18 protein-coding genes are annotated in these 16,324 nt (G+C 54.2%); 4 read left to right on the top strand and 14 right to left on the bottom strand.

All coding sequences use genetic code 11. The features are described from left to right. Window positions 1–79 precede the first annotated feature (79 nt). Window positions 80–298, bottom strand: coding sequence for a hypothetical protein (locus AC58P5_RS00215; protein ID WP_009673644.1), 219 nt, complete (start codon window positions 296–298; stop codon window positions 80–82). Window positions 299–463: 165 nt separating this feature from the next. On the opposite strand from AC58P5_RS00215, the gene AC58P5_RS00210 reads away from it, so the two are divergent. The 3 genes from AC58P5_RS00210 to AC58P5_RS00200 all read left to right on the top strand — a co-directional run bounded on the left by AC58P5_RS00210 (window position 464) and on the right by AC58P5_RS00200 (window position 1,696). After that, on the top strand, window positions 464–826 hold the full coding sequence (locus tag AC58P5_RS00210) for a sigma-70 family RNA polymerase sigma factor (protein WP_497383847.1): 363 nt from the start codon (window positions 464–466) through the stop codon (window positions 824–826). 23 nt (window positions 827–849) lie between these two features. Continuing rightward, on the top strand, window positions 850–1,017 hold the full coding sequence (locus tag AC58P5_RS00205) for a hypothetical protein (RefSeq protein WP_497383846.1): 168 nt from the start codon (window positions 850–852) through the stop codon (window positions 1,015–1,017). A 205-nt stretch (window positions 1,018–1,222) separates the two neighbouring features. After that, window positions 1,223–1,696: a L,D-transpeptidase family protein gene (locus AC58P5_RS00200; protein ID WP_497383845.1), complete on the top strand. Its 474-nt coding sequence runs from the start codon at window positions 1,223–1,225 to the stop codon at window positions 1,694–1,696. Between the two features lie 49 nt (window positions 1,697–1,745). On the opposite strand, the gene AC58P5_RS00195 is transcribed toward AC58P5_RS00200, so the two are convergent. The 6 genes from AC58P5_RS00195 to AC58P5_RS00170 all read right to left on the bottom strand — a co-directional run bounded on the left by AC58P5_RS00195 (window position 1,746) and on the right by AC58P5_RS00170 (window position 7,698). Then, window positions 1,746–2,855, bottom strand: a complete 1,110-nt coding sequence (locus AC58P5_RS00195) for a quinone-dependent dihydroorotate dehydrogenase (RefSeq protein ID WP_497383844.1) — start codon at window positions 2,853–2,855, stop codon at window positions 1,746–1,748. A gap of 71 nt (window positions 2,856–2,926) precedes the next feature. Continuing rightward, on the bottom strand, window positions 2,927–3,577 hold the full coding sequence (pyrE, locus tag AC58P5_RS00190; protein WP_497383843.1) for an orotate phosphoribosyltransferase: 651 nt from the start codon (window positions 3,575–3,577) through the stop codon (window positions 2,927–2,929). A gap of 51 nt (window positions 3,578–3,628) precedes the next feature. Next, the gene (locus AC58P5_RS00185; protein ID WP_497385996.1) at window positions 3,629–4,645 is read right to left on the bottom strand and encodes a PLP-dependent cysteine synthase family protein; all 1,017 of its coding nucleotides are present in this window, start codon (window positions 4,643–4,645) and stop codon (window positions 3,629–3,631) included. A 4-nt stretch (window positions 4,646–4,649) separates the two neighbouring features. After that, on the bottom strand, window positions 4,650–5,849 hold the full coding sequence (locus AC58P5_RS00180; RefSeq protein ID WP_497383842.1) for a M24 family metallopeptidase: 1,200 nt from the start codon (window positions 5,847–5,849) through the stop codon (window positions 4,650–4,652). A 3-nt stretch (window positions 5,850–5,852) separates the two neighbouring features. Beyond that, a complete protein-coding gene (locus AC58P5_RS00175; RefSeq protein ID WP_497383841.1) occupies window positions 5,853–6,230 on the bottom strand; it encodes an NUDIX hydrolase in 378 nt (125 codons plus the stop codon). A gap of 13 nt (window positions 6,231–6,243) precedes the next feature. Then, window positions 6,244–7,698: a 4-hydroxyphenylacetate 3-hydroxylase family protein gene (locus AC58P5_RS00170; RefSeq protein ID WP_497383839.1), complete on the bottom strand. Its 1,455-nt coding sequence runs from the start codon at window positions 7,696–7,698 to the stop codon at window positions 6,244–6,246. A gap of 262 nt (window positions 7,699–7,960) precedes the next feature. On the opposite strand from AC58P5_RS00170, the gene greA reads away from it, so the two are divergent. Further along, window positions 7,961–8,434, top strand: coding sequence for a transcription elongation factor GreA (gene greA, locus AC58P5_RS00165; RefSeq protein ID WP_497383838.1), 474 nt, complete (start codon window positions 7,961–7,963; stop codon window positions 8,432–8,434). Between the two features lie 208 nt (window positions 8,435–8,642). On the opposite strand, the gene AC58P5_RS00160 is transcribed toward greA, so the two are convergent. From AC58P5_RS00160 to AC58P5_RS00130, 7 genes are all read right to left on the bottom strand, one after another. Further along, window positions 8,643–9,542, bottom strand: coding sequence for an alpha/beta hydrolase (locus tag AC58P5_RS00160; protein ID WP_497383837.1), 900 nt, complete (start codon window positions 9,540–9,542; stop codon window positions 8,643–8,645). 1 nt (window position 9,543) lies between these two features. Further along, on the bottom strand, window positions 9,544–10,398 hold the full coding sequence (locus AC58P5_RS00155) for an ABC transporter ATP-binding protein (RefSeq protein WP_497383836.1): 855 nt from the start codon (window positions 10,396–10,398) through the stop codon (window positions 9,544–9,546). A 15-nt stretch (window positions 10,399–10,413) separates the two neighbouring features. Continuing rightward, window positions 10,414–11,436, bottom strand: a complete 1,023-nt coding sequence (locus tag AC58P5_RS00150; RefSeq protein WP_497383835.1) for a FecCD family ABC transporter permease — start codon at window positions 11,434–11,436, stop codon at window positions 10,414–10,416. Beyond that, window positions 11,429–12,379 (bottom strand): FecCD family ABC transporter permease, encoded by a 951-nt coding sequence (locus AC58P5_RS00145; RefSeq protein WP_497385995.1) that lies wholly within the window; start codon window positions 12,377–12,379, stop codon window positions 11,429–11,431. The genes AC58P5_RS00150 and AC58P5_RS00145 overlap by 8 nt, the downstream gene beginning before the upstream one ends. A gap of 83 nt (window positions 12,380–12,462) precedes the next feature. After that, window positions 12,463–13,443, bottom strand: a complete 981-nt coding sequence (locus AC58P5_RS00140) for an ABC transporter substrate-binding protein (protein ID WP_497383834.1) — start codon at window positions 13,441–13,443, stop codon at window positions 12,463–12,465. 6 nt (window positions 13,444–13,449) lie between these two features. Then, window positions 13,450–14,250: an alpha/beta hydrolase gene (locus AC58P5_RS00135; protein ID WP_497383832.1), complete on the bottom strand. Its 801-nt coding sequence runs from the start codon at window positions 14,248–14,250 to the stop codon at window positions 13,450–13,452. A 167-nt stretch (window positions 14,251–14,417) separates the two neighbouring features. After that, window positions 14,418–16,052: an ABC transporter substrate-binding protein gene (locus tag AC58P5_RS00130; protein WP_497383831.1), complete on the bottom strand. Its 1,635-nt coding sequence runs from the start codon at window positions 16,050–16,052 to the stop codon at window positions 14,418–14,420. Window positions 16,053–16,324 lie beyond the last annotated feature (272 nt).

The following is a 16,324-nucleotide window of genomic DNA, read 5'->3' as shown; positions in this document are numbered from 1 at the left end:
AACAAAAAAAGAAACCCTCTGTCTCATCGAACAGAGGGTTCCCGGCATTCGGATGAGCCCCTGCGGGCTCATCCTTTTTTTACGGCTGCGTGCCGTTCTTGTCTTCTTTGCCGCGTCCCCGGTCCGCCCGGGCGTCGATTTCTTTAATCAGCCGGCACAATTTGTTCAGCGAGCTGTCCAGCTTATCCAGCTTCTCACCCATCGTCTGCAGCACGTAACGGAGCAGAACGAAGCAGAGCGTAACCGGAAAGCCGACATTGGTCACCAGGGATACCAGATTCTCGATATTCAGATCCATCCTTTTCTCCCTCCTTTCGGTCTCATTTTATAGGTAAAAAGCGTGTCTTTTTTACAACAAATCAGGTATAATAAAGAGAGATAAACAAGAACATATGTTCTTGTTTCGGTTGTAAAAAACCGACTGGAATTACCCTATTAGATAAAGACGAAGGGGTGATTTTTTATGTCTCAGCAGTCTACTTTGGTGGAGAAATACAGAAAGGAAGTGTACCGGATCGGATGGCGGATCCAGTATAAAGCCCGGGTACTCAGCAACCGCGAATATTCGGTTTCGGACAACGGTTATTCGTTTACGGCCGGGAGCTTTTCCGAAAGCTCCGACAGCAAGCTGGACGCGCTCGCCTTGATCCAATCTCTCCCGTCCCGGACGGGCAGGATCGTCCTCCACGAGCTTTTTGTTCAGGATAAAACGGAAGCGCAGGTCGCAAGGGACCTCAATATGACCCAACAGGCGGTGAATAAATGGAAAAGGAAAATGCTCCGCTTCCTATCTCAGACGAAGAATTCCTCCAGCTCGTCCGGCTAAGCAAGGACGGAGATCCCGAAGCCATGCTCCGGCTGCTGCAAGTTTTCGAAGATGATATTCTGAAAATCAGCCGTTACATCCGGATGTCACGCGAGGATGCCGTCCAAAGCATCGTGACGGACTTTATCGCGCTGGTCAAGCAAAGCGATGACGTTCCTCCTTCTTCTGTCGCAGAACCGGACAAGCTCTGATGAAAGAGGCATCCCGGAACGGCCAAAATTTCAGAAAAATCTCCTTTCCGAAGGAGATTTTTTTAGTTCTGGTTGTTAAAAGCTCTCCCCTTTTACCTACATAGATGAGAGGGAAAACGAGGCGGCGGAAACGGAAGAGGAGTCCTTCCTTTCCGGCTGCGGCTCCATCGGGTTCTCGTCTACATTCTATTTGGAGGCTGATTTTATGAGTTACCATATTATTGCCAATTTCTCTGCCAACCGCGACAACAAAGGAACCTTGAAGATGTACGACGGAAGCGGAGCGCTTGTCTTCGGTCCGGTCGAAGCGCTGGGACGCGGATCGAACGATCCCGCCAACAACAATAACCACGCCAACTGGAAGATGACGAATGCCGATACGCCTACAGGCGAGTATGCCGCTTCCGTCATCGGCGCCGGGACGCCTACGTCCTCTTACGGCCCGTACAGCCGGGTCAACCTCGATCCGACGAGCGGGAACGCGCTTATCGCCGAGAATAACGGCCGGTTCGGGTTCATGATTCACGGCGGCGACGGGTCCACGGACTCTTCCGCTTCGTGGTACCCGCTCAGACCGACTTACGGCTGTATCCGTCTTTCCAACAGCAACCAGAATGCGCTGATCAACAAAATCAAATCCGTCGGCGGCAGCGGCAAGCTGACGGTCAACAACATCTGACGGCAAAAAAAGGCGGGGAGCATTCCCCGCCTTTTTGCCCTGTTTCCAGTCACGTGCCGCTGCCGGCCGCATGATCCGCCCCGACCGCCTCGGACAAGCTGGTAAACCCGTCCCGCTTCAACAGGTCCAGCAGCTCGCTGCTGCACGCCCGGTTGATCCCGGGTCCTTTATAAATAAAGGACGTGTAAATTTCAACGAGCGAGGCGCCCGCACGGATTTTATCGTACACATCCCGGGCCGTGAAGATGCCGCCCGATCCGATGATTTTCAGCGTGCCGCCGCTCTGCTTATAAATACTGCGGATGATTTCCGTCGATTTCTGGTGCAGCGGTTTCCCGCTGAGTCCGCCCGTTTGCTCCCTGTGCGGATGAGTCAGCCCGCTCCGGGTGACGGTCGTATTCGCCGCTATAACGCCGGGGATTCCGTGCTTCATGATTTTTCCGATCATGTTTTCCAGCTCGCCGCCGCCCATATCGGGCGCAATTTTTACAAAAACGGGTTTGTCCCTCCGGTGGCGGGCATTCAGCCTTTCCGTCTCTGCCGTAATGCGGATGAGCAATTCGTCGAGCTCGCTCCCGTGCTGAAGCTTCCGAAGGTCGGGCGTATTGGGCGAACTGATATTGATGATAAAAAAATCCGCGTAAGGATACAAGGAACGAAGACACTTCGTATAGTCTTCATGCGCTTTCTCATTGGGCGTCTGTTTGTTTTTGCCGATGTTGATGCCCAAAGGGATTTTGAGAGCGTTGCATCTCTCCAGCCTTTCCTTCATGGCGTTAATGCCCCCGTTGTTAAACCCCATCCGGTTAATCAGGGCCTCGTCGTCCGGCAGGCGGAACAGGCGCGGGCGGTCGTTTCCCGCTTGACCGATGGGCGTGACGCTGCCCACCTCCATAAACCCGAACCCCATCGAAGAAAGCGCGGGCACAGCCCGGGCGTCTTTGTCCAGACCCGCAGCAAGCCCGATGGGACTCGGAAAGCGGATTCCCAGCAGTTCGCTGGCCAGACCCGGCTCCTCCCTGACCCCGTACAGCTTCTCAAGCAGATACAGAAGTCCTGGCTGCCGCTGGATTCTCTGTAAATTCCGCAAGACGAAGTCATGAGCTTCCTCAGGTTCCATTCTAAAGAGCATGGGCTTCACCAAGGCTTCATAAATCAACTGATTTCCTCCCCTTTTCAGATAAAACGGGGAAGCCGGACCCGACTGTGCAAGCCGGCTTCCCTTTACGGTCAGGCGGTGCCGTGCAGCTGCAGGTAAGTTCCGATCCTGTCGAGAAGATCTTCCCTGTTCCCCTCAGTCCGCATGTATGTGACAATATCCCGGATGCTCGCTACGGAATAGATGTTGACATCGTAGGTTAAGGCCGCTTCCTCCAACGCGGACAAGCGCCCCTCCTGCCCCTTTTCCTCCCGGTCCAGCGCGACCAGGAAAGCCGCAAGCCGCCCGCCTTCGCTTTCGATCAATTCCTTCGTATCTTTGATCGTCCTGCCCGAGGTCAGCACATCGTCTACCGCCAGCACGTTTTTGCCCTCGATTCCGGACCCGATGATATTGCCGCCTTCCCCGTACGCCTTCGGCTCTTTGCGGTTAAAAGCGAAATTTGCGTTGATTCCGTGTCCGTTAAACAAAGCGAGTGCAGTCGTCAGCGAGATCGGTATTCCTTTGTACGCCGGCCCGAAAATCACGTCATACTCGATTTGTTCGCGCACAATCGTCGAGGCGTAAAAAGAACCCAGTGCCTTTAATTTCCTGGAATCGTCGAACGAGCCGAAATTAAAGAAATACGGGCTGATCCGCTTCGATTTTAAAATAAATTCGCCGAACCGGATGATCCCTTCGTCCACGACAAATTTGGAAAACGCTGCTCTCGTATGTTCCATTCTTCGTCCTCCGTTCCTTATAAACATCGTACCTGGTATGCTTTCACGCAATCAGGTTAAGGTTTCCTGTTTACTTAAATTCGTAAACGCCTTCTTTTGCAGCCTCTCCCCCAGCTCGCCTCTGCCGAGCAGCTTGATTTCTTTGGCGATCAGCCACTCGTCGTCATAGAACTGGTCGAGGTAATTCGTTCCCGCGTCGGCAATGATCGCCAGGGCGGAAGAGGCGTCGCTGTGCTTAAGCCAGGCAAGCGCTGTAAACACGGTCAGCCCGCCCGAGCCGCCCATCAGAATGCCGTGATCGCGGGCCAGCAGCCTGCAGATGGAGATGGCTTCCTGATCGCTGGATATGCTGACCGCATCCAGCACGGACGTGTCCGTGTTCGCGCTTCTCCAACTGAGGCCGACTCCGTTGATCAGGTAGGGCGCAAACGGTTGGCCGAACACGGCGGAGCCCGCCACATCGCAGGCAACCACGCGCAGATGCGGCTTTTGATTTTTCACATATCTTCCGATACCGCAGAGATGGCCGCCTGTGCTGACGGCCCCGACAATCGAATCGACCGGCAGATCAGCAATCTCCCTTGCCGTCGTTTCCGCGTGGAAGGCCGGATTGGACGGATTGTCGTACTGATTCGACCAGAAGGCTCCGGGATACTTGTCCAGCAGCTGCTGGACGCGGTTGAGCCGCGCTCTCTGAAATCCGCCTTCCGGCGCGGGCGTCGTGACCATGTCGACCTCAGCCCCGTACGCCTGATACCATTTCAGCAGGCTGGCGCTCACTTTCGGATCGACTACGATAATGACTTTAAATCCGTAAACCGCTCCCAGCATCGCCAGAGATTTACCGAGATTGCCGGATGTGGATTCGATCAGGATGGAGCCGGGCCGGATTTTGCCTTCCGCCATGGCCGCTTTGACCAGTCCCAGCGCCGTTCTGTCCTTTATGCTGAAGTTCGGATTGAAATAATCGAGCTTGAGATACAGCTTTTTGCCGGACGGTACGAGTTCGTCGTCCAGCATGACGACCGGCGTGTTTCCGATGCACTCCGTTATATCGGTATGAATCATCATTTCACCCCACTATTTTGATTAGACTGGTATCCGCTTTAGTCAGGCGTAAGCTCTCATCCCGGGTTACGAGAACCGGATCTTCGACATGCAGCGCACCCAGGCCAAATTCGTAATACGGCGTTTCAATAGAAAGAATCATCCCCTCTTCAATCACATCTCCGCTGCCCGGTGCCAGGATCGGCAGCTCGTACGGCTCCAGACCGATTCCATGACCGACGTGGTGCCTTCTGTATGCGGGAAACCCGGCTTCGTGTACCGCGTCCATCGTCAGGCCAAATACATCGCTGCCCGTCATCCCCGGTCTCACCTGCCGGATGGCCTCCTGCTGCCCTTTATATAAAGAATCGTACTTGGTATACTCGGGTTTAAGCGTCCTATAGGCGAATACCCTCGCGATATCCGCCCAATACCCGTCGCAGACGATATCGCAGTCAAACCAGAGCAGGTCCCCGGGCGTTAGCCGGATATCCCGGCTCGGCCTGCGCTGTCCGCCTACCGCATGCCTGCCTGCTTTAATCATGGGCAGGACGGCCAGACCGCCCCGTGCGGCAACGGAGGTTGAAAAAACCGCTGCGATTTCATGCTCGGTAATGCCTTCGCGAAGCTCTCCGATAACCTGACCGATCGCATAGTCGATGCAGTCGGCCGAATACGCCAGGGCATCGACTTCCGCCTGCGTCTTCACGGCCCTTACCTGCCGGAGCAGGGCTGCGCCTTCGATAAATTCCCCCTGCGGATGCCTGTCGCGGATCGCGCCGAATGCGGCGGCCGTAATTCCGTCTTCATCCAGCGCCACCCGTTCGGCGGTAAGATTCAGACGGGCGAGCAGAACCGCGAGAGCTTCCTCGGGACCGGCCTGACTTTTTTGCACGTCCGACAAATATTTCAGACGCTCTTCCTCTACGGGCAGCGATCCTCCGCCCGGATGTTCGCGATAGAACGTGCCGTACGTAACGACCTGCCCGATGTTCGAGCGGGCGTCGAGGATCTGATCGATTTCGCCCACGGAGTGCACGACATGTACCTCGCCCGGCGAATCCGCCGTCACGATCGCATAGCACTGACCCCGGTACGGATTCAGCGTTTTCACTACCGGTTCGAAACCGGTCAGGTAACGGATATTTTCTTTGGTCGTCGATATGACCGCCGCCAGATTATGTTCATTCAGCTTCGATTGAAGCCGCTGCGCGTTGTACAGCATAGCTCACCTCGTATCAGTTTCGGATTCGGTTTCGTTCTTGATCGCCCGGACCAGGTCCGCTACGGCGGGAGCCAGCAGCTCATGCCGGTCCATCTCGATCCAGCCGGCTTCACTAATCTCGGAGCACGGGGCGATTTCCCCTTCCCAGTCCGCTTCATAGCAGACGAGTTCGACCTGCGCGTCCTCCTTGTAGGCGGCACCGATCACCGTTCTCAAATACGCAATGCTCTCCGGGAGAAGGTCTATGTCCAGCTCTTCTTTCAGCTCTCTTCCAAGTGCGGTCTCCGGGTCCTCACCCTCCTCGATTTTTCCGCCGGGCAGGTACCAGCGCTCGTTATCTCTTACACGGACAAGCAGCAGCCTGGTCTGATCCCGCTTCACGAGACACGCACATCTAATCCGCTTTGTTTGCACGGGCCAGCACCCTGTCTACCATCGACAGCATTCCGCTTTTGTCGTAATGAAGATAATGGCCGGCCGCAATTCTCATGGGATCCCCCGCATGGAAAAACTCATACACCAGCTGACGCTGCCCGAAGCCGTCCCCGGAGGCGTCCCAGGCCAGATTCAGGAGCTTCGATCGGGTCGCGGCGTCCGTCTCTCCCGTAGACAGCGAGACAGCCAGTCCGCTTAGCTCTTCGGTCAAAAAGTCCTCGTAATGAGGGGTCGACAGCATAGAGCCCGCCGCCAAGGATTGGATCGTTTTCACCATTTTTTCGTACATTTTGGGAAAATTGTAGCGGATCGCCTGGATGGCGTTGATGCTCGGCGTTTGTACGCCCTCGTGGCTGACAGCGGAGTCGGCTTCGCTTAACAGAATGCTTGCCCTCAGTAGCTCGACGTAGGAGGTCATCTCTCCCAGCTTCTCCTGAATGTTTACAAACCCGTCCAGCTTGAGCATGCCGGCGAGTTTGACGGCTATTCCCGTCAGAAGCTCCGCCTTGGACAGGCCGCGCACGATACCCTGATGGCCCGTATGATTCCGCGCGAAAGTTTTGTCGTAGAACAGGTTCGATTTCGCTACGTCTTTAAACACAAATACTTTATTCCAGGGGATAAATACTTCATCCAGGATCAGGTAAGCGTCGATTTCGTCGAAAGAGTTGGCAAGCGGGTGGTCGAACGCATGGTAAGATGATTTTACAAGCGGTTTCCGGCAGATGATTTTGACTCCGGGATAGTCGACCGGCAGCGCGAACGACACGGCATAGTCCTCATCCCCCGGTTTTAAACCCGGCATGTTAAAAATAAGCAGCTCGTCCGCGATCGGCGCAAGGGTGACAATCATTTTGGCGCCGGTGACGGTAATTCCCTCTTTGTCGTGACGGACTACCTTAACGCCCGCATATTCGTTGACCTGGGAACCGAGAGGCAGAGAGCGGTCGATTTGCGGATTGATCGCGCCGTGACCGACGAAGTAGTTGTTCGTCTTGACGTGGCGGTAGTATGCGTTCATATTCGCGGAAAAATCGGTGTACGCATTCTCTCCCAGCAGCTTGCTGTGGGCATGAAGCGTGGCAAGCGCCGCGTTGATAAAATCCGGCGTTCTGCCCAGCATACCGTAAGACAGATCCGCGACTTCCTTGTAAGACTTTCCCTTTCTCTGCAAGTCTTCGACGGTTGAGGGTACGAGCAGACTGATGGGGGCATCTCGGCCTCCCTCGTCCTTAAAGCAGTGAACGCCGGGCTTCTCCGCCTGTAAATCGTAATAGCGCCCGATGCACGCGATGGCTCCCGTAAATGCGGGCTCCGTAAGGACATCGACTTTTGCTCCGTTTACATACACGGTATTCCGGTCCCTCAGTCTATCCAGATACTGACCAGCGGCCGATTTTGCGATAACTACCATGTGGGTTGCCTCACTCCTGTCTGATCGTCATGAAATGACAAATTTTGTTTATCAAAACATAAATAAATACATTCTGACAAATTTTACTATATTAAAGATTACCATGTTGCCTTCTTCTTTTTCAATAGAATTTATGCAATTTTTACCAAAATGAAAAGAAGATGACTTTTTCCGGATTGAGGTTCGCATGATCGCTTCATATAGTGTACAATGCAAGAAACACCTGTTATTAAAAGTTTGGGTACCATTAGGAGATGTTTACATGGCAGAAGATGAAGTGATCTTAACCCCCGAAGGAATGGCTCAGCTGGAGCAGGAGCTGGAAGAACTCAAAACCGTGAAGCGCAAAGAGCTGGCAGCCCGCCTCAAGACCGCGATCAGCTACGGGGATTTAAAAGAAAATAGTGAATATCACTCCGCAAAAGACGATCAGGCATTTATGGAAACCCGGATTATCACGATTGAGCGGATGCTGAAGAAAGCCCGTGTTTCCGACAATACCGATACGTCTACCGTTAAAGTAGGCTCTATTGTCGTGCTGAACGATATCGAATTTTCCGAAAAAGTGGAGTACCGGATCGTCGGCCCCGCCGAAGCCGATGTAGCCGGCAACAAAATTTCTTACGAAAGCCCGCTGGGGGGTTCCCTGATGGGGAAATCGGTCGGCAGTATTATCCGTGTGGATGCTCCGGTCGGTGTCATCAAATACGAACTTCTCGAAATCAGAGTGAAATAATCGCTTATTCCCGACAAAAAGGGGCAGCCCGCCGAGTCAATTTGGATGACTTGGCGGGCTGCCCCTTTTTAACGTATGATTTCTTGCCGTCTCAGCCCGAAATGCGCCGATTCCGAGTGCCCTGGACGTCTTCATGCACGAATCGTATTGGATTGCGATGAAGTGGACGGCACGAAGGTCGCCGCGACGGACAGGCGCGCAATTTCCGCTACACTTGCCGGGCAGCGAGTTCGGGACGAAGCGCGAACCGCACGGCGCGGCTGATTAACGGAGGCAGCACGGATACATGCCCCTCTCCCTCGAACTCTTTGTACTCGGTTTCCACGCCGTAGGCGCCTAACTCCGAAAGCCGCTCGCAAAGCTCGGCCGCATTCTCTCCGCCGCCCGTATGATGCGACTTTTCCAGCTCCCCGATGGCGAGGAACAGCTTTATATCCGCAGACTCACCCGTTGACCCTCCGGCAGAAGCTGACAGCTTCGCCGCAAAAGCCCGCTCTTCTTCAAGCAGCACCCGCTTGTTCCAGTGGATGGAAGGGCTGCCCGCTACGTAACATTGGAACGCTTCCGGCCTGGCGTACAGCATATGAAGAACAAACAGTCCGCCCAGCGAATGGCCGAAGATCGTCTGCCTCCGGCGGTCGATAGCATACGTCTCTTCGATCTGCGGCTTCAGCTCGTCTTCGATGAACGCCATGAAGGCTTCCGCACCCCCGTGCTCCGGCTGCTCCCCGGTTCTGAGCTTGAAAGGCAGCTCCTCCACATCGATATCACGAGTAAAATCATAATGCCGCGCGGGATGAAACGGTCCGTCCGTCGGATAGCCGATGCCGACCACGATAGCGGGGATAACGCCGGTTCTCTGCGGTGCCCGGGACTGGACGCGGACGGCTTCCACCATCGTGCCGAAGACGGAGTTGGCGTCCAGCACGTAGACAACGGGGAATCCGGACGCAGGCGGTTCTCCCTCGGGCACGGCAATGAAAATCCGGTATTCCCGGTTTTCCGCACGTGACCGCACGGTACGCTGCTCGGACCGCGGAATCGTCACACGCTCCAGGACTCCGGCTGCCGCTCCGGACTCTGTATTTTCTCGGTTGACTGATCTCAATCTACCTCACTCCTTCGCCTACCGCTTCTTTTTGCGGTTCCGTGCTGCCTGCCGACGATGCCGCCTTATTGCGCAAATAGCTTTCATACCCGTAACAGACCGGTGCCCCGTTCTCCGGGTCCAGCATAATCCGGGCATCGATATGGAAGACCTGATTGAGCACTTCTCTGGTGATAATTTCATGTGGATGCCCGGCCGCGATAATTTGTCCGCTCTTCATAGCGACGATCCGATGGGAAAACCGCGCCGCATGGTTGATATCGTGAAGCACCATCACGATCGTCTGCTTCCGCTCCATGTTCATTTTCTCTACGATCTGGAGCACTTCCAATTGGTGGGCCATGTCCAGGAAGGTCGTCGGTTCGTCGAGCAGCAGCACTTCGGTATCCTGGGCGAAAGCCATCGCCAGCCATACCTTCTGCCGCTGTCCGCCCGACAGGCTGCCGATCTCCCGATCCCGGAAAGAGGCTACGTTCGTAACTTCGAGCGCCCACTCGATCACTTCTTTGTCCCGGGGGGACAGTCTGTTCAGGTTTTTACGGTGCGGATAGCGCCCGTACGAAACGAGTTCTTCGACTTTAAGCTCGGAAGGGGCGATGGGATTCTGCGGCAGCAGCGCGATATGCTGAGCTATCTTCCGGGTCGGAATCGAACTCAAATTTTGGCCGCGGAAAAAAACAGTCCCGTTCTTCTGCTTCAGAATACGACCGATCGTTTTGAGCAGCGTCGATTTCCCGCAGCCGTTAGGCCCGATGATCGTCGTGACCTCCCCTTCCTTCACCTCAAAATTGAGATCACGGAACACAGTGTTCTTTTCATAACACGTTTCCAGATTCTCCACACGTATGATACTCAAGGACGAACACTCCCTCTATGCTTTGGCCTTAAACAGCAGGTAAATAAAATACGGAACGCCTACGATCGAAATGACGACACCCACAGGCAGCTCGACCGGATTAAATACCGTTTTGGCGATAAAATCCGAGCCGATCACCAGCAGCATACCGATGACGGCGCTGACCGGCAGAACGCGGTTATGATGAACGCCGACCAGACGTTTGGCGATATGCGGCGACATCAGCCCGATAAAGCCGATCCCCCCGGACACGGATACGCACGCGCTGACAAGCCCGATGCTGCCGAGCAGAAGAATACCCTTCTGCCTTTCGACATGGACGCCCAGACTTTTCACGCTGCTCTCTTCGAGCTGGAAAAGATCGAGGATGTACGCACTTCTCCGTATTAACGGGATCAGGATAATCAGCCACGGCAAAATGGAAACGACATATTTCCAATTGGCGCTGTAAATGCTGCCCGAAGTCCAGACGGCAGCCATCTCGAAATCTTTGGCATCCATCTTGAGCGTCAGGAACAAAGCCAGCGCGCTGAATCCGGCCCCGATCGCAATTCCCGTTAAAATCAGACGCTGGGAATCGATCCGTCCGTTTTTCCAGGAAAACAGGTAAATGAGAACGGCGGACGCAAGCCCTCCGACCAGTCCGAACAGAGGCATCGTCATAATCCCCCACCAGCCTGTTCCGTGCAGCTTGCCCTGGAAGAAAAACATGAAGATGACGATGGCCGCCCCGGCTCCGGCGTTGATACCGAGAATGCCCGGGTCCGCCAGCCCGTTGCGGGTAATTCCCTGAATAACGGTTCCCGCTATGCCCAGTCCCATGCCGACCAGTCCCGCGATCACAATACGCGGCAGCCGGAATTCGAGAATGACTAGATCGTTCTCGGGACTCGGGTTGATCCGCAAGAGCGTATGCAGCACGTCCCGGACCGTGATATCGAACGATCCGTTCGTCAAGCTTATGTACGCGGCGATCGCGATAAGTCCTATCCCGGAAAGAAGAACCAGCGTATAGCGGCTGAACGATTGTTTAGGCATGCTTTTCCCCGCCTCTCGTCCTGGCCAGATACAGGAAAAACGGCACGCCGATAATAGCGGTCACGACTCCGATAGGCATTTCGTACGGATAATTCAGGAACCGGCTGAGAACGTCCGCGAGAGCGAGGAATATACCGCCCAGCACACCGGCGCACGGAATCACCCATTTGTAGTCGATGCCGATCAGGAAGCGGGTAATATGGGGAATAATGAGCCCCACGAATCCGATTTTACCGGCCAGAGCTACGGAAATCCCTGTGAGAATAACGACCGCGCCCATGGCGACGATCTTCACCAGCAGCGTCCTTTGCCCCAGATTGATCGCGACTTCTTCTCCCAGTGAGAGAATCGTGATCGATTTCGCTATCCGGAAGGCGGCGATAAGACCGACAATCGCGAAAGGAATGCAAAGCAGAATCAGCTTGGGATCCAGTTGATGAAGTCTCGCGTTGTACCAGAAGCTTATGTTCTGCGATTTCTGAAAATACATGGAAAAAGCCGCCGAAACGCTGCTGAGAAATGTACCGATGACGGTGCCGACGATGGCCATCCGCACAGGCGTCAATCCATTGGGGAGCAGCGAGGCAAGCCCGAATACGATACCGACCCCAAGCGCGGAGCCGATCAGGGAATACAAAATCATATCCACTGAAGACGAATTAGGCAGAAAAATCATGCAGAGCGTAATGACAAACGCCGAGCCGTCGGTCACCCCCATGATGGAAGGGGATGCAAGGTAGTTCCTTGTCATCCCCTGCATGAGTGCGCCCGATATGGCAAGGAACGCTCCGATTAGAAGCGCCCCCACTACTCTCGGCAAACGGGAGGTCCGGATAATCTGATGATCGACATTACCCGGATCGAAATGGAACAGGGCATCCATGACCGTTTGCAGATGAATTTGTTTGGCCCCGTAGAGAACGGACAGCACAATGGTGAACATGATGATCACCGGTGAAACCCATAAGATCCATTGAGGCTTTACCGTATTTCTATTCATATCGGAATACTCGCTTTTTTTGAAATTTAGTTGGTAAGCTTAGGAAGAGCGGCCTCCAGGAACTTGATCTTGCTGTACGACGTTCCTCCCTGCGCCAGCGGGTCTACGACGTTGACGAACACTTTTTTGTTTTTCACGGCGTTGATACTTTGCCAGATCGGGTTTTTCTCCAGGTCTTCCAGCGCTTTCGGCTGCTCTTTATTCTCGTCTTCGGAGAATTGGACGAACATATAGTCCGGATTGATTTCGGACAATTTCTCCAGCGAGATCAACTGCTGCGCTTTGGCTTCCTTCACTTCATTGGGAACGGCGAGACCCAGATCGGTATAGAGCGACGGGTTGAAGAACACGCCGGCCGGATAAATGGCGATGCTGCCCGCACGCACACGGAGAACCAGCACTTTTTTGTCTTTCAGCGAAGTGCCGAGTTTTTCTTTCGCGGCGGCGGCGTCTTTCTTGTACTTCTCGATGACTTCTTTAGCCTTATCCTGATGACCGGTCAGTTCCGCCAATATGTTCAGGTTCGCTTCCCAATCGGTCGAAACATGGGAGATCGGAAGCGTAACTTTAACCTTGTTCAGCTTTTCCATCATTTCAGCAGGAAATTTGGTGGAACCGAGAATGACATCGGGCTTCAGCTTCAGAATCGCTTCCACATTCGGCTGCGTCTTCTCGCCGACGGATTCCGCTTTGTCCGTAATGCTCTTGAACATGTCGGGGAATTTGCCGCCGACCGAATTTGCGCCGACCGGTTTCACGCCGAGCACGAGTGCGTCTTCCATCGATTCGAAGGAGCCGGCCACTACGATGCGTTCCGCTTTGGACGGTACGGTATATTCTTTGCCGAGGTATGTAATTTTGCGCGGTTCGTTGTTGCCCGCAGTCGTTGCCGCCGGACTTTTGGTCGCTTCGGCGCCGCCTGTGTTAGCCGCTTCTTTTTGCGCTCCGCATGCGGAAGATAGTAGTGTTACGGCAACCAGACCGGCTGCCACCCATGTTTTTTTCATTTTTCTCTAACCCCTCTCCGTATCCGGAAAAATTGTGTTTGTATCTGTAACGAAAATCCACTTCAATGCCTCGGGAAACTGTTCCACGAATACGGGAACCTGGTGATGCCCGCCTTCTCCGATAACCAGACGCAGTCTGGCTCCGCCAAAACCGGAGTCCGCAAGCAGCGTGTAAGCCTGTCTCGTTCGGGCCATCATGGCATTCTGAATCGTTTTCTTGCCGACGCCTTCCTGATCCCCCACATACATGTAAAACCTTTGTCCCCCGTCGGCCAGCTTGCGCTCCGCCATGTATTCGGTGAACCCTTCATACCAGAAGGAACCTGAAAGGCAGCCGATTTTCCCGAAAACACCGGGATGCTCGAATGCCGCAAACATCGAGATCAAGCCGCCGAGCGAAGCTCCTATCATCCCCGTGTCGGCAGGTCCCGTCCGCGTCTCGTAACGATTGTCGATATAAGGCTTAAGCTCACGAACCACGAGGTCCAGATACTTCTTGCCGAACCCCCCGAAATCTTGGACGGATTCGACCAGCGCCTTCGCCGGCCAAGGCGTATATTCATCCAGCCGTTCATGCGGCTCCAGCCCGACGAGAATCATTTCCGGCAGCTTCTTCTCCCGGAACAGCTCCTCCATACGGGTCACCGCCTCGTTAGAGACCGTATCCATATAGTCGGACGGATCGTTGACATACACGACCGGGTAGCGGTGCTTCGTTAAGCCGTAAGACGGAGGCGTGTATACGCTCAGCGTCCTGCCTTGAAAAACTTGGCGTTCCAGACTTCCTCTCTCTCTACTGAATTCCATGCCATTCCCCCAACACTCTCTTTGTAAATACTGAGAATCATTATCACTTATTAACAAAAAAAAGAGGGAGGTTCTTTTTCGTTTATGTATTGATAACAATTCTCAATTGAAATTATAACCCACGTTTCTTTGCCGGGACATGGACAATAACCGGATTTCATGCTGGACTATTTCCGCAAAAACAGTTTTTCCACTTCACCCAGAATACGTTCGTGACCGGATGCCGAGTATTCCCTCCATGGATCGGAAGGAATTTCGTGAACCCGGCCCATCCGCACCGCCTTGAGATCCCGCCAGAGAGCCGTCGCCTGCAGGTCGCGCCACCGCCGGAGTGTCTCCGTTTCCTGACAGACGTTAACGAGGATATGGTCCGCCTCCAGTCCGGCTAGCTGTTCGGGAAGGATCGGCACATTGATCCGGTCCCGCGCATAATCGTAGGCCGGCTTCATCCCCAGCTCGTGAAAAAACACGTCACCCATGCTCCGGGTTCCGCATACCCGGATCTCCTGCTTATGCAGGCTGATCAGCAGAAAGGTTTCTTCCCCCGCCCGCTTCCGCAGCCTGCCGCGAAGCGACTCCACACGGCTGTCGAATTTATCGAGCCAAGCTTGTGCTTCGGCCGTGCGGTCCAGATAAGCGGCGATAAGCAGCAGCTGCTCCCGCCAATCCGACTGCCGCTCGGGAATATAGAGCACTTTTCCCGCCTGCTCCAGGCGCTCTTTTTCTCCCGGATTAAGGGTGTCCATCGAAATGATTAGATCCGGCTGTGTTTCCCGGAGCTTCTCGATGTTGTGCTCCCAGTCTTCGCTGTACCGGTAGGCGCTGAGATGGACGGGAATATCGGAGCGGTAGTGCTCGTAATAGTGGCCGGTCCATTTGGGATGCAGGGGAGCCGCGTACGGAAGATGATGAATGGCCAGCAGTTGGCCGATCAGGTGTGACTGATGGACCGCGATTTTTTTCCTCCGGTTCTTCATATAGACCGTCGGCGAAACCCCCACTTCCAGTTTGAATTTCCGGCTGAAATAAAATTCATCCTGATAGCCCACGACATGAGCGATGTCTTTGAGACGGGATTGGGATAACGCCATCAGCTGCTTGGCCCGGTTAACCCGCTGCTCGGTCAAATAGTCGATCACGCTCAGCCCGTAGGTTTTCTTGAATAAATCCCCGTAATACTTCGGCGATACTTCGGCCATCCGCGCGAGCTCGTCGATCGTGATGTTCGTCTGGTAATGATTTTCGATATAATGGCGGGTCCGTTCGAGAGCGCTTCGGGCATCCTGCCTGGATTCGTCCCGCGTATGGGAGCAGATCGCATGGATCAGTTCAAGAAATCCCGCCTGTGCTTTCAGCCGGTCGAGCGGGTCGCTGCCGTGCCAGAAGGTATGAAGCGCCCCGCTTAACACGGGCAGCTGCGGCAAAGGCTGAACGTGGAGCACCTGAGGCCCCCTCCAGGTTGCTTTGTTAAAGTTTTCCCCCGTTTCACCCTCATAAAAAAGGTCGAATCCGACAAGAGTCAACTCCAGCCCGTCCCCCTCAGCTTTCATTCCGATTACCTGGCCGGGCAGACATATATGTACGTTCTCTTCGCCGAGGCGGCTAAGTCCGCCGTCCCGTTTCAGCACTCCTTCGCCGGCCGTAACGGCGATCAGCACATGCGTATCAATGAGCCGGTAATCCATTTCCCAGCTCTCGCCGGCTTTGATGATTTCCACCTGACGTACTCTATAAGAAGCATCCGCAGCGGCTGCCGCTAAACCCGGACATACGTTTTTGTCGTTATTTAGAATGTCACTCATCCCTTTCCCTCCAATGATGCTCGTTATCGTTCTGTTCCGGAGTCTGCCGGGTTTTGTATGGTGAGATATGTAAGTTTGATAATGATTCTCAATATCATTTGATTATAGCAGATGTCCCGCTCTTTGAGAACGGCTTTCTTTCAAACATAAAACAACGTTACATTTTCTGAAACGGAAATAGTGGAAAAGCTGCGGCTTACTATCGTCACTGGCAAATACGTCTCAGGCATCATAAGAACTGCTGACCTGCGGAATTGTCGGCTGCCGGTGCC

This window comes from Paenibacillus sp. JT31N7 (assembly GCF_059692095.1).
Note: the sequence above shows the minus strand (reverse complement) of the source record. Positions and strands in the feature narration are given on the sequence as shown.